This is a genomic window from Singulisphaera rosea (assembly GCF_054877945.1).
Map to the genome: position 1 here is coordinate 1 of NZ_JBTYIP020000023.1, position 12,939 is coordinate 12,939.

The 12,939-nt window shown below is 65.6% G+C and carries 10 protein-coding genes; 5 read left to right on the forward strand and 5 right to left on the reverse strand.

Annotated elements, in window-relative coordinates; genetic code table 11:
- The 3 genes from ACYOEI_RS29235 to uvrA form a co-directional block, all read right to left on the reverse strand.
- On the reverse strand, window positions 1–251 hold a 251-nt coding region (locus tag ACYOEI_RS29235), incomplete at its 3' end, for a hypothetical protein (protein WP_462853202.1).
- Between the two features lie 125 nt (window positions 252–376).
- Entirely contained in the window at window positions 377–658 is a 282-nt protein-coding gene (locus ACYOEI_RS29240; protein ID WP_462853203.1) for a hypothetical protein, read from the reverse strand.
- 212 nt (window positions 659–870) lie between these two features.
- The gene (uvrA, locus tag ACYOEI_RS29245; protein WP_462853204.1) at window positions 871–3,708 is read right to left on the reverse strand and encodes an excinuclease ABC subunit UvrA; all 2,838 of its coding nucleotides are present in this window, start codon (window positions 3,706–3,708) and stop codon (window positions 871–873) included.
- 204 nt (window positions 3,709–3,912) lie between these two features.
- On the opposite strand from uvrA, the gene ACYOEI_RS29250 reads away from it, so the two are divergent.
- The 3 genes from ACYOEI_RS29250 (at window position 3,913) to ACYOEI_RS29260 (ending at window position 9,374) form a co-directional block, all read left to right on the forward strand.
- Complete coding sequence (locus tag ACYOEI_RS29250; protein WP_462853205.1) at window positions 3,913–6,642, forward strand: hypothetical protein; 2,730 nt, start codon at window positions 3,913–3,915, stop codon at window positions 6,640–6,642.
- Entirely contained in the window at window positions 6,639–7,571 is a 933-nt protein-coding gene (locus ACYOEI_RS29255; RefSeq protein ID WP_462853206.1) for an ABC transporter ATP-binding protein, read from the forward strand. The genes ACYOEI_RS29250 and ACYOEI_RS29255 overlap by 4 nt, the downstream gene beginning before the upstream one ends.
- A gap of 114 nt (window positions 7,572–7,685) precedes the next feature.
- Window positions 7,686–9,374 carry an ABC transporter permease gene (locus ACYOEI_RS29260; RefSeq protein WP_462853207.1) on the forward strand — a complete coding sequence of 563 codons (1,689 nt, stop codon included), beginning with the start codon at window positions 7,686–7,688 and terminating at the stop codon, window positions 9,372–9,374.
- Between the two features lie 42 nt (window positions 9,375–9,416).
- On the opposite strand, the gene ACYOEI_RS29265 is transcribed toward ACYOEI_RS29260, so the two are convergent.
- Window positions 9,417–10,190: a bestrophin-like domain gene (locus ACYOEI_RS29265; RefSeq protein ID WP_462853208.1), complete on the reverse strand. Its 774-nt coding sequence runs from the start codon at window positions 10,188–10,190 to the stop codon at window positions 9,417–9,419.
- Between the two features lie 196 nt (window positions 10,191–10,386).
- On the opposite strand from ACYOEI_RS29265, the gene ACYOEI_RS29270 reads away from it, so the two are divergent.
- Window positions 10,387–10,698, forward strand: coding sequence for a hypothetical protein (locus ACYOEI_RS29270; protein ID WP_462853209.1), 312 nt, complete (start codon window positions 10,387–10,389; stop codon window positions 10,696–10,698).
- Window positions 10,699–10,741: 43 nt separating this feature from the next.
- Window positions 10,742–11,113 (forward strand): hypothetical protein, encoded by a 372-nt coding sequence (locus tag ACYOEI_RS29275; RefSeq protein ID WP_462853210.1) that lies wholly within the window; start codon window positions 10,742–10,744, stop codon window positions 11,111–11,113.
- 258 nt (window positions 11,114–11,371) lie between these two features.
- Here the strand turns inward: ACYOEI_RS29275 and ACYOEI_RS29280 are convergent, their stop codons facing one another.
- Window positions 11,372–12,706 carry a phospholipid carrier-dependent glycosyltransferase gene (locus ACYOEI_RS29280; protein WP_462853211.1) on the reverse strand — a complete coding sequence of 445 codons (1,335 nt, stop codon included), beginning with the start codon at window positions 12,704–12,706 and terminating at the stop codon, window positions 11,372–11,374.
- Window positions 12,707–12,939 lie beyond the last annotated feature (233 nt).

The window sequence follows — 12,939 nt, forward strand, 5'->3', positions numbered from 1 at the left end:
TCCGCGGGCGTCGGGACCGACGCCGTTGGGCTACAGGTTCGGGTACGCGCGATGTCTTCGCCAGGCTGTCCCGCGGGCTCGAAGCACCAGTCACCTTTCCGGCGTAAGGCCGTGCCAGGGGCGTGGGCCCAGTGTAGCAGAGCGCCGGCGCCATTTTCATGGGTTTCGGGTGCCGCCAGAATGGCGGCGTGAAGGCTGTCCCCGTTTCCGCCGCAGTAGACGGCGACGGCCCGGAAGACGGGGACAGGCACCCGGCCTCGATGGTCCTCCGCGAAAAGCCCAGCCTGATCCTGCCGGGAGCCAGTCCCCGTCTTCCTCCGACATGCGCAACGCGTGTGAGATTCGCTCTAGCCCGATGTCGGGTCGTTGTTCGAATTCACTGCGTCGGTTGGTTGGGTGGCTGTGACTTGGAGCGGCGTCTCCGCTCCGTCGCTCTCGTTCCTATCGAAAACAGCAGCGAGTAGACCTCGTCGAGGACCGCGACGCAATCCGTGAAGCCGGCCCGCAGGAGGTCGCTGCGGCTCGTGCGGAGCGAGGTGATCGCGTAGAAGAACTCCTCACCGAGCTTGGCGGGTGATCGAGGGATCGCTCGGGCCGAGGATGTCCATTTCCATTTCGGAATCAGCGTCTTCAATTCACGAATCAGGCGTTTCAGCAATAAGGGGGGGATCCTCTCCTCGGGTGGTGGCAAGTATCTCTTGGGCGCGAAGCGCTGGAAAAATGCGAGGATCCTTGCACACCGGATAATAAAGGGCACCAAGTGGAGATCGTCGACACAGAGGACCGGGTTTTGATCCTTAGGCAGGTCCATGATCAACACCTCAAACGGGTCGGTAGGTGAATCGTCAGGCGAAATGCGGCTCGATCGGGTCAAGGCCGCTTGAGAAGTTCTCTGAGGTACTGCCCGGTCGCGCTCGCGTCGACCTGGGCCACGTCGCGAGGGGTTCCCATGGCGACGACGAGGCCCCCGGCTTGGCCCCCTTCGGGGCCGAGGTCGATGACCCAGTCGGCGGTCTTGATGACGTCGAGGTTGTGCTCGATGACGACGAGGGTGTTGCCAAGTTTCGCGAGGCGATCGAGGACGCCGAGGAGGCGATCGACATCGGCGAAGTGGAGGCCCGTCGTCGGCTCGTCGAGGATGTAGAGGGTCCGGCCTGTCGATGCCCGGCCGAGCTCGGCGGCGAGCTTCACGCGCTGGGCTTCGCCGCCGGAGAGGGTCGTGCTCGACTGGCCGAGGGTGAGGTAGCCGAGCCCCGCTTCGTGCAACGACTCGAGGCCTCGGAGGACCTTCGGCTGGGCGTCGAAGATTTCGCGGGCGCGGTCGACCCGGAGGGCGAGGACCTCGCCGATGGATAGGCCCTTGAACCGGACTTCCAGGGTCGGGCGGTTGAAGCGCAGGCCCCCGCAGGACTCGCAGGTGACGAGGAGATCGGGGAGGAAGTTCATTTCGACCTTGCGGACACCCTGGCCCTCGCACGAGGCGCAACGCCCCGTCTTCGCGTTGAAGCTGAAACGGCTCGCGGCATAGCCCCGCAGCTTGGCCTCGCGGGCCCTGGCGAAGACCTTGCGGATCTCGTCGAAGACCCCGGTATACGTGGCCGGCGTCGACCTCGGCCCTCGGCCGATCGGCGACTGGTCGATCTCGACGACCTGGTCGAATGCCTCCAGGCCGAGGACGCCTCGGGCGGAACCCGGTGGAGGAGCCCCTTCACGGAGGGCGAGTCGTGCGGAACGTGCGAGGACCTCGTGGACCAGCGTGCTCTTTCCCGACCCGCTCACTCCCGAGACGCAGGTCAGCGTCCCGAGGGGGATCCTGGCGTCGACCCCTTTGAGGTTCCGTTCCGAGGCCCCGACGATCTCGACCCAGCCCGGGCTCTTGCCGAGCCGACCGGCGTCGAGGAGCTCGGTTTGGGTTTCCCCGCGGAGGTACCGGACGGTCAGGGAGGATCCGCTATCCTCGAGAGCCGAGGGGGGGCCGACCGCGACGATGAGGCCTCCTTCGGGCCCGGCTCCCGGCCCGAGGTCGATGACCCAGTCCGCGGCGCGGATCGTCGCCTCGTCGTGCTCGACGACGACGACGCTGTTGCCCTGGTCGCGGAGGTCGCGCAGGCAGTCGAGCAGCCGGCCCGTGTCTCGAGGGTGGAGTCCGGCCGTCGGCTCGTCGAGGATGTAGCAGACCCCGACGAGCCCCGACCCGATCTGAGTCGCCAGGCGGACCCGTTGCAACTCGCCGCCGGAGAGTGTGTCGGCCCCTCGAGAAAGGGTGAGGTAGCCCAGGCCGACCCGTTCGAGGAACTCGAGCCGGCGGCGGATCTCGCGGACCAGGGGGGGGCCGACGAGGTCGAGGGGGGGGGCGAAGCGGAGCGCATCGAAGTATCGGAACGCCTCGCCGATCGGCATGTCGGTGACCTCGACGATACCCCGGCCTCCCAGGGTGACCGCCCGGGCCTCGGGCCGGAGCCGGGCCCCGAGGCACTCGGGGCAGGGGGACTGGTCGCGGAACGGCCGCAAGGCCGAACGCCTCGCCTCGGTCTTCGCCGCCACGTATCCGCTCTCGAGTAATGAAATCAGGCCCGGGAAATCGTTGGGCTCGTCTCCCTGGAGCAGACGCTCCAGCGACTCCTTCGACCATGCGGAAAGGGGCGCGGCCTTGCGGAGTCGTCGGCGCTTGACGAAGGCGTTCAACGCCGCCTCGATCTCCTGGGCGTTCCCGGCGGCCGGGCGTTTCCCGGCGACCGGGAGGATGGCCCCTTCGTCGAGCGACTTCGAGAGGTCGGGGATGACCAGTCTCGGGTCGAAGGCCGAGACCGTCCCGAGGCCGTCGCAGCCAGGACAGGCGCCGTGGGGGCTATTGAAACTGAAGGTCCTCGGCTCCAACTCCTCGAACCCTGCGCCGCAGGTCGGGCAGGCGTAACGGGTGCTCAGGAGCGTGTCCTCCCAGCCGTCCGCCGCGTCGGCCGAGAGGATGACGGCCCCCTCGCCGAGCTTCAGGGCGAGGTCGAGGCTCTCCGCCAGTCGAGCGCGGATCCCTTCGCGGACGACCAATCGATCCACGACCGCCTCAATGTCATGAGTCTTGGTCTTGGCGAGCTTGGGAGGGTCGTCGCCGAGCTCGACCACCTTGCCGTCGACCCGGGCGCGGATCAGTCGGGCGCGTCGGATGGCCTGGAAGGCCTCGAGATGCTCGCCCTTCCGGCCCCGGACGAGCGGGGCGAGGATGAGGACCTTTCGTCCCTCTCGGAGCGCGAGGACGCCGGCGACGATCTGCTCGGGAGTCTGTCGGCGGATCGCCTGGCCGCATTTCGGACAATGTGGAAGGCCGGCCCTCGCGTAGAGGAGGCGCAGGTAGTCGTAAGCCTCGGTGACGGTCGCGACGGTGCTCCGGGGGTTGGCCGTGCCCGACCGCTGATCGATCGAGACGGTCGGCGGCAACCCCTCGATCAGGTCGACGTCGGGACGTTCGAGCTGCTCGAGGAACTGGCGGGCGTAGCTCGAGAGTCCTTCGACGTAGCGCCTCTGGCCCTCGGCATAAAGGGTGTCGCGAGCCAATGAGCTTTTACCCGACCCGCTCACTCCCGTAAGGACGACGAGTTGGTCGTGGGGGACGTCGACGTCGACCGAGCGGAGGTTGTGGACCCGGGCGCCTCGGACGCCGATGGCGGTCGAACGGGACGGCCTTTCAGGCTCCGACTGACTTAAGTCCGACATCCGTCCCCTCCTCGGGCCGAGGCCCGGTCACGACCCGTAAGGGAGACAGACTACAAGGCGGAGGGAAACCCCCGCAAGCCGGACAACGGCCCCTATCGGACCCTCGTCAGACGGGGTACACTCAGGGCCGGCCGCTTCGAGAGGCCCGTCTTGCCCGAAGTCACCGCGTCCGGCGGATCTATCCAGGTCACGGGGCAATCGATCGTGAGACCGTTCGACAAGCTCGCCCGCCTCACCCTGCCGGCCCTCGCGGCGGTCGGTCTCCTCCTGGCGACCCCTTCCTTCTCCGTGGCCCAGGATGGTTCGCTGGAACAGGCCACGGAGGACCGGCTCAAGATTCTCTCCGACCCCGAGAAGGCCAAGGAGAAGACCGAGAAGGACAAGCTCAAGCCGCCGATCGAGTTCTTCCGATCACAGGTCGCTCCCTTCGACATCTTACCGTATGTCAAGGCGAACCACTGGAGCACCCTCTCGCTCGAGTGCCGGTCGAACTATGAGGATTATGTCGGCTATCTCCAGACCTCCCCGGCGCGGATGGTCGGGATGCCCCGCGAAGGGATGGCGGCCTTCGATTCTCCCCAGGAGGTCGTCTACCGTCGAGACGCAAGGTTGTTGAAGGAGCAGAGGTCCCGGATCGGCCTCCAGATGATGCTCCCCCGCGTCCCCAAGGAGCTGAGCCTCGACCTGCATCGCGAGGACTCGATCCGCGCCGACGAGGTCTGGCAGGCGTCGCTCCGGCTGCTCGAGCCGTCGCAGATGCTGATCCTCATCCTGACCAAGGGCTCCAACGACGTCTACGCCCGCTGGAACCAGTTCCAGGCCATGATGCCGATGTCGGCGGACCGATTCGACCCGACGACCTTGGATCGTCAGCGCTACTATCGACTCGTCCTCCCCCTGGATCCCGAGAAGCCCCCGCTGTCCTCCCACCCGCTGACCTGGACGACGATGAGCCACGTGATCTGGGACGGCATGGCCCCGGAAGCACTCCAGCCGGCCCAGCAGCAGGCGATGCTCGACTGGATCCACTGGGGAGGGCAACTGATCCTCGTCGGGGGCGCGGCCCCCTCCTTCGCGGCCCTCCGCGAGAGCTTCCTGGGCCCTTATCTGCCCGCGGAGCTGTCGGGTGAAAATGTCTTGCTGAAGGAAGAAGACCTGACGCCCCTCTCGAAGACGTATCAACCGCCCATCCCCCCCCTGGATCGCGACGAACCGCGACCGATCCCCGGGCCCGACGACGAGGTGGGGATCCTCGCCCAGAGGATGTACCTCCCGGCCGAGCCGATCCGGCCCGCGTCGAACCGGCCGGTCTTCCTCTCCGGCCTCCGGCCTCGCAAGGGGGCAACGACCATCCCCCTGGGTGAAGGCTCCCCGCACACGATCGGCGTCGAGGCCAGGGTCGGCCGAGGCCGGATCCTGATGCTGACGGTCAACCCGACCGACCCGGCCCTCGCCGCATGGCCCGGGATCGACACCCTCGTGCGTCGCGTCCTGCTCCGCCGGCCCGAGGACATGCTCCTCTTCGAGGGGGGATGGAACGGCGTCGAGATGCGGCCGGCGACCTTCGCCTCGCTCTCCGGGCCCGACCTGAGTTGGTTCCGGCTCATGAGCCGAGACGTCGGGGCCTTGCAACCGCGGGTCGATCCCGAGGCCGGTTCCCAGGGCGAGGCCACGACCAAGGTCGAGGTCAACCCGTTGCAAGTGGACAAGCGACCCGCGGCGGTCTACTCGCCGACGTCCTCGGTCGCCGAGTGGGTCGACTCCTCGGCCTTGCCTCGGATGAGCCGCGACATCCTCGAGGAAGCCTCGGGGATCTCGATCCCGAGCTCGAAGTTCATCCTCAAAGTCATCGTCGCCTATGTCCTCGCCCTGGTGCCGCTCAACTGGCTGATCTGTCGGTTTGTGCTTGGTCGCCGGGAGTTGGCCTGGGTGATCGTCCCGATCCTTTCGCTGGCCTTCGCCGTCGGCGTCGAGCGTGCCGCGGCGTACGACGTCGGCTACGAGGCCGCCTGCGACGAGATCGACGTCCTCGAGATGCAAGGCGGCTATGCGAGGGGCCACCTGAGCCGGTTCGCCTCGCTCTATTCGACCGGGCGAGGCGAATACTCGATCTCGTTCCCCGACGACCCGACCGCCCTGGCCTTGCCCCAGGACAACGGGCGATCGCTCCGCGGTGAAGACATCACGACCTCAACCTGGCAATCGCAGCCGGTCCCCGCGCTCCAGGGATTCCAGGTCCAGCCGAGGAGCCTTTCGCTCTTCCGCGCCGAGCAACTCGTGGACCTCCCCGGGACGATCGCACTATTGGACCAGGGCGAGGGCGGGGGCGACGGGAAGGCGCGTCGGATCGTCAACACGAGCGGTCTGGAACTCCACGACGCGGTCCTGATCGAGGTCGGCAACGCCGAGACCCCTCAGGAGACCTATCTCGGGACGATCGCCGTCGGTGCGACGGTGGACGTCAAAGCGGCTCCCGAGCCCGAAGCGAAACGCGTTCCCAGGGGGGAGCTCGACATCCGCCCGTTCCTCCGCGAGTTCCGGACGTATGTCGAGAATCGGCCCGAGAATCATGGGGAAGTCCGCCTCGTCGCCTGGTCGTCGAAGGTCCTCGTCGGCCCCAAGGTCGAGCCCGCGGTCGACCGTCATCGAGGGCTGACCGCGGTCGTCGTCCATCTCCGGTTCGGTGCCGCTCCCGCCCCGGCCGGCGAGCGGTTCGACGCCCTGATCCGCCCCGAAGCCCAGCGCCCCGATCGTTCGAACGTCGGCCCCGAAGATATGCCGGACGACGGTGTAAGACGGGGTCGGTCGCGACCCGGCGGTCGCCCGGCCACCAAGGGGATGGCCCCCGCCCCAAGCTCGCCGGGGGCCGCCTTGAAGACGATCTCTCCCCCTCCTCCTCGTAATAACCCGCGCCAGGAGTCGGCTCGTCCATGATCGAGGTGTCGAACTTCACGAAGCGTTACGGCGATTTCGTCGCCGTGGACGACCTGAGCTTCACCATCGGCAAGGGAGAGGTCTTCGGCTTCATCGGCCCCAACGGCGCCGGCAAGAGCACGACGATCCGGTTCCTGGCCACGTTGCTGCGGCCGACGTCCGGCGAAGGGCGTGTGGCGGGGCATTCGGTCGTCGACGACCCGATGGCCGTCCGCCGGGTCATCGGGTTCATGCCCGACGACTTCGGGGTCTACGACGGCATGAAGGTCTGGGAATTCCTCGACTTCTTCGCCGTCGCTTACGAGATCCCCTACGCCTATCGCAAGAAGATCATCGGCGAGGTCCTCGAGCTGCTCGACCTCACCCACAAGCGTGACGACTACGTCAACGGCCTGTCCAAGGGGATGAAGCAGCGGCTCTGCCTCGCGAAGACCCTGGTCCACGACCCACCCGTCCTGATCCTCGACGAGCCCGCGTCAGGTCTTGATCCCAGGGCCCGCCTCGAGATGAAGGCGCTCCTGAACGAGCTCCGGGGGATGGGCAAGACGATCCTGGTCTCCAGCCACATCCTGTCGGAGCTGGCCGACTTCTGCACGTCGATCGGGATCATCGAGCGCGGGAAGCTGCTCGCCGCCGGGAGCATCCAGGACATCCAGCGCCAACTCCGCTCACACCGGGTCCTGAAGGTCCAGGTGCTGGACGTCGGGTCGCTCCCCCGCGCCGAGGCCATCTTGCGCGGCGACGGGGCGGTCCGGTCCGTCGAGTCGTTCGACCACACCCTGACGGCCGAGTTCGAAGGCCAGGACGAGGACATGGCCCGGCTGCTCGGCCGCATGATCGGCGAGGGGATCGCCGTCCACTCCTTCGCCGAGGAAGCCTTGAGCCTGGAAGAAGTGTTCATGATGATTACCAAGGGAATCGTGAATTGATCCGCCCGTCCCCGACGTTTGCGAGAGGGCACGGCCCTCGGGCCGGACACCCGTCGCGTCGAAGCCTCGCGCCTCGTCCGGTCTTCCTCCCTGGTCCTTCGGAACCGACGACCCATGTTGCTGCGTGACAACCCCGTCCTGACGCGCGAGCTCCTCGTCAACCTCCGATCGAACCGTGCGTTCGCGTTGCAACTGGCCTACGTGCTCTTCCTCAGCGCGTTGGTCTACTTCTATTGGCCGGCCGAGACCGAAGGGACCCTCCAGGTCGGATCGGGGGTCGCCCGGCGCTTGTTCGAGCTCTTCTTCCTCGGGCAGTTCTTCCTCGTCGCCCTGGTCGCCCCGACCTTCGCCGCCGGGAGCATCACCGGGGAGAAGGAGCGGAAGACCTACGAGATGCTCCTGGCCAGCCCGCTCCAACCCGCCACCATCCTGGTCGGCAAGCTGCTCAGCTCGTTGAGCTACCTCGTGATCCTGATCCTCTCCAGCTTGCCCTTGATGATCCTCTGCTTCCTCCTGGGCGGGATCCTGCTGTCGGAGATCGCCCGTGCCTACGTCGTCTTGATCCTCGCGGCCGGGACGTTCGGGCTGTTGAGCGTGGCCTGCTCGAGCTTCTTCCGGCGGACCAGCTCGGCGCTGATGGTGAGCTACCTGGTCATCCTCCCACTCGCCGTCCTCTGCGTCGCGATGACGAGGACGGATCCGAATGATCCCCGGGCGCGGGAGTTCGTCTCCTTCATGACGGTCGCGGTGTTGCCGCCCTGGTGCCTGGCGACCTGGACCGTCGTGGCGATCATCGTCAATCGCCGGCTCCTCCACCCTCCCGACGTCGGGAGCGAGGGGAAGGACGTCATCGACGAAGAAGAGGAGATGAAATACGCCATCGGCGTGGTGATCGACCGCGACCTCTTCCCCGACCGCCTCTTCGCGCCCGCCAAGCGGCCCGACCTGATGCCCGACGGCACGAACCCGGTCCTCGACAAGGAACTCCGGAGCGAGATCTTCAGCCAGGGGACGTTGATGCTCCGGGTCGTGATCCAGGTGAGCATGCTCCTTTCGATCCCCCTGATGGCGGGCCTGCTCTTCCTCCGATCCGATCGGGCCGGGTATTACGTGGCATATGTGATCACATTTAATTTGCTGGTCGGCCCGGTCTTTTCGGCCGGCAGTATCACCCAGGAACGCGAGCGCCAGACCCTCAGCCTCTTGCTCACGACGCTATTGCGGCCCGGTCGGATCGTCCTGGCAAAACTCCTGGCGGCCCTCCGCGTCTCGACCGTGCTCACGTTCCTCCTCACCGAGCAACTGCTGCTCGCCTACGTCCTCCTGCCCGAGCTCCGCGACCGATTCTGGACGCTCATCGTCTTCCTCTTGATCATCGCCACGACCTGCCTGGCCACGTCGACGATCGGCCTCCTCTGCTCGGCGCTCTCGCGTCGGACGTCGGTCGCGATCGTCGTAACCTACATGACGCTGCTGTTCCTGTTCGCCGGCCCGCTCGGGATGCGCTACTACCTCCAGGGCTTCTCGTCGATCTCCGAGGAGCGTCTGGCGGCCTTCACGATCACCAGCCCCTATTCCGCGGCATTCAGCATCCCGATGACCCAGACGCACGGGCAGCAGGTGTTGTCGCCCGACGAGGCGCCCGACCTCCCGCCGGGAGCATCAGTCCGGGTCTCGCCGACGCTGACCCTGCCCGTCTGGGCCCTATTCCTGGGGATGTACCCGCCACTCTGCCTGATCCTCTACGGGATCACCTATCTCGCGTTCCGTTGGCGGTGGTGGCGAGCCGGTGGATCCGGCTAGAGCGATTTGCGGTAGAGCCTCGCCCACGGCTGAGCGGCAAATTCACCCTGGTCTCGTGCCCCTTCCAATCACAGAAAGGGCCTTGTGCAGTGGAGCGGGCGAGATTTGGATGGCGCCTTCGAGCGGACGGTTCATCTCCAGAATCAGATAGATTGCCCCGGACATCGACATCGCGCAGATAAAAAGGCAGCACCAGATAGTCGCATTACGCGGGGCAAGGAGACCCAGGCTGACGAATAGCACCGTCAGCCAGAAGATCAGCATGGCGAAGAATGCTGTCGGCAAGACATTCTGGGCTTGCTCGATGACCAGCCATCTTGCCTGTACCAGATCAACCCATGTCGAAAGGGCCTGTGACCGCAGGCTGCGATGCTTTTCGTCCTGCAGTGAGAGTTGCACGATCATGTCATGGACGTCGTCCAAGCTTGTCGCCTGCTCTATTCCGGTCAGGCTCGGATTCTTGCCGTCGGTCGGCCACAACTGATCGACGCTGGTCGCGATCCCTTCACGGAGTCGGTCGCGGATTGGTTTCGTCTCCGACCCGTAACGCTCCATCGTGCGATTGAGGAGAATCACCTTGGCGCCGATCTGTGTTACGTTCGCGCTCGCCTGATCATAGGTCGATTTGGAGGAGTTGACTAGCAGTCCGATGACCAGGGCGACGAGCGTCGCGATCATGCCGGACGCCGTCTTTATGACGTCCCTGGAGTCATCTCGGAGGTGTTGTTCGGGCAGACGCGTCCGCATCAGTGATCCGAGGATGGTGCCGCAACATAGGCTCCCCAATGCGATCAGGGCCATGATCAGCGATGACATCAAATCCCGCTCCGAGTCAAGTCCGGCAGGGCAAGGACCTTCCATCGGCCCCTTCCGAACCTTGGCCCCTCCCTTTTACCGAAAATGAGCGTTCGCGGCCATCGTAGAGGGCCTTGACCGATACCCGGAGGGTATCGCCCAACCCCGACTTGGCGTCCACTCTGCGCTCCGATAGGATTGGGAGAGTGAGGGGACAATGCCCAAATTTCGAATCCGAACGCTCATGATCGCCGTGGTGGTGTTGGCTCTCGCCTTTGGGGGGCTCGTCACGCTCCAGCGAATGGCCACGCGGATGCAGAGATACCGCGTCCTGGCGCGGGAGCACCAACGGCTGGAGGTTGTCAACCGCCTCACCTCGCAAGGATTGGTGATGAATGGGGCAACGAAGCCCGGCGTCGAAAGACACAACGTGCTCGCCGAATACCATCATGTCCTCAATCTGAAATACGAATTCGCCTTCCGTCATCCCTGGCTGCCCGTCCCTCCGGATCCGCCGGAGCCGAGATGAAGCCCAAGGGACACTCACGATGTACTCGGAGCGGAGATATTCGATGGAATTCATCGATAAAGAGATCGGCTCCATTGACGTGATCCACGCTGATCTGAGTGACGACGACGTGCGGCTGGCCCATGACACAGAGTCACACCTGATCTACTATCTTCTCGAAAACGACCAGGGTGTCCGGCGAGTTAATGGGTCACGAGTGGCCATTTGGGTCGCATCGCTAATCGTGACGTTCGTAGTTGCTCCATCTGTCGCCCTGGGTTTGGTCTTCGGGGCGGGAAAAGCGATGGACTGGCTCCCATTAAGGATTCAGCTGATCTGCATAGGCGTCGTGGTTGTGCTAGGGGAAAGTTTCAAAATTCCGCTTGAGGAACTCCCAAAGCGGAGACATCCAGACCGTATTCTGGATGAGCTATGAGCGGCTGACACTTAGCCAATCGGCTGCTTCATTGAATTGGCTGTCTCGGCACGGCCAGCGCACATTAAGCCACTCGAGATCAAGGGATTACCGCACAAGTAGGTTGTGAGAAATCGGCTGAAAATCCGCCCATCCCAGAAGGCATCAAGGTCGATCTCACCGCGTTCACGAAGTGAGCATCGTCGCTCCAACTCCCTGGCATGGGAGGACGTGCCGGTGAGGGACCGCGAGCGGTCCATCGGGGACTGCGGCGGGGGATCAATCGATGGGTCCCGGTCTCGAGCCTCCCCCTTGCCATAGCGCGGCGCGAGCGCGGACGGCGCCGATTGCATCGACGATTGTCTTGGCGACCACGAGCACGCTGGGCGGAACCGCGGGCGCCGCGTAACGCCCCCAGGCGAAGGGGATCCAGATGACCACCAGGGCCACGCTGATCCACCACCAGAGGCAGACGACCGTATTCTGCGAGAACCGCCTCAGGCCGTCGACCGACTGGCAGACCGCGGCTAGGACAACCACCACGAAGGCCTCGGGCCGGATCCCGACGAGGTCGGCCACGGCCAGGAACCGGTCCATCCCCGGGTCGAGCCAGATATGTTTCCCGAGGAAGCCGATCTGAAGCTGGGCCGTCCTGCGATGCTCCTCCACCAGCGCGAAGAGCCCGGACCGGAGGTCCGGGTACAGCGCCGGGTTGCTCGCCACGAAGACCACGGCGGCGACGAACCCTCCGACCCCGAGACCCACCGCCGGGGCCCTCGCCGATCGACCGGATGACCCGGCTGCCCGGACGACCAGGCAGAGCCAGACGACGCCCGCCAGGGCGGCGACGACTAGCGCGTTCATCTTGGTCCCGCACGCGAGGGCGAGGGCCAACCCCGTCGCGATCCCGAGCCCCACCGTCGCTGCCTGCGAGCGCCGGGGACCGTCGAAGGCTGGCCGAACTGTTGCCAGCAGGAGCCGGACGGCCATGATCGAGAAGAACAGCGCGATGATGTCGACCAGGGTGCGTATGTAGGCCATGATGATGATCGTGTGGCTCGCGAACGCCAGGGCGGCGATCGCCCCGGTCGCCCGGCCCGAGCAGGCTCGGCCGATCGAGGCGACCCCCAGCGCACAGCCGAACCCCAGGGCGATCACCAGGGCCCGTCCGATGTAGAGCTCCGCCGGGCGGATAGGCCGGTAGGCCGCCAGCCGCACGGACCGCTCGGCGCCCGGGGACATCCGGTCCACCACCGCCTGTCGCTTCGCCCGGTCCTCGCCCTTGCCCCAATCCCAGAACGTCAGGTAGTACGACCCGAGAGCGTCGAGCGTCTCAACCCGGATCCCCCCCGCGTAGAGCACGGCCCCGATGAGATACTTGCCGATCGGCGGGTTCTCCCGGGCCGGCAGCAGCCGCCAGTCCGGGTGGTCAAGCTCGCCGCGGAGGACGGCCAGGTCGAAATAGTAAGCCGACCCGATCCAGTAGACCTCGTCGACGTGCGGCCGTTCGTCGCCGAAGGAGAGCATGCTGAGGCCCCCGACGATCACCAGAAGTGCCAGCGTCGTCAACGTGTCGACGACCCCCCGCCACTTCTCTCCCCGCGAATCATCCACGGCTCCCCTCCGCCGATCTTCGAGTTACGGCCCCCGTCCCCGCCGAACATATCCGTTCTAACGGTGACGGTCCTTCGTAACAACGGGGATGCCAGCCTACTCGGTCGACGCTGGAGTGGAAGGGTATATCACGAAATGCCATGGAGATCATCAGGAGCAGTTTCAGAGGCTTTCTTCTCTGTATTTCGTTACGCCCCTTGACTCGACCCGACCACAGATGTTGAGTGCTGAAC

Coding starts and splice junctions, on each gene's coding strand:
- ACYOEI_RS29255 (WP_462853206.1), top strand. CDS start 6,639: ATGATCGAGGTGTCGAACTTCACGAAGCGTTACGGCGATTTCGTCGCC.
- ACYOEI_RS29275 (WP_462853210.1), top strand. CDS start 10,742: ATGGAATTCATCGATAAAGAGATCGGCTCCATTGACGTGATCCACGCT.
- ACYOEI_RS29265 (WP_462853208.1), bottom strand. CDS start 10,190: ATGTCATCGCTGATCATGGCCCTGATCGCATTGGGGAGCCTATGTTGC.
- uvrA (WP_462853204.1), bottom strand. CDS start 3,708: ATGTCGGACTTAAGTCAGTCGGAGCCTGAAAGGCCGTCCCGTTCGACC.
- ACYOEI_RS29260 (WP_462853207.1), top strand. CDS start 7,686: ATGTTGCTGCGTGACAACCCCGTCCTGACGCGCGAGCTCCTCGTCAAC.
- ACYOEI_RS29270 (WP_462853209.1), top strand. CDS start 10,387: ATGCCCAAATTTCGAATCCGAACGCTCATGATCGCCGTGGTGGTGTTG.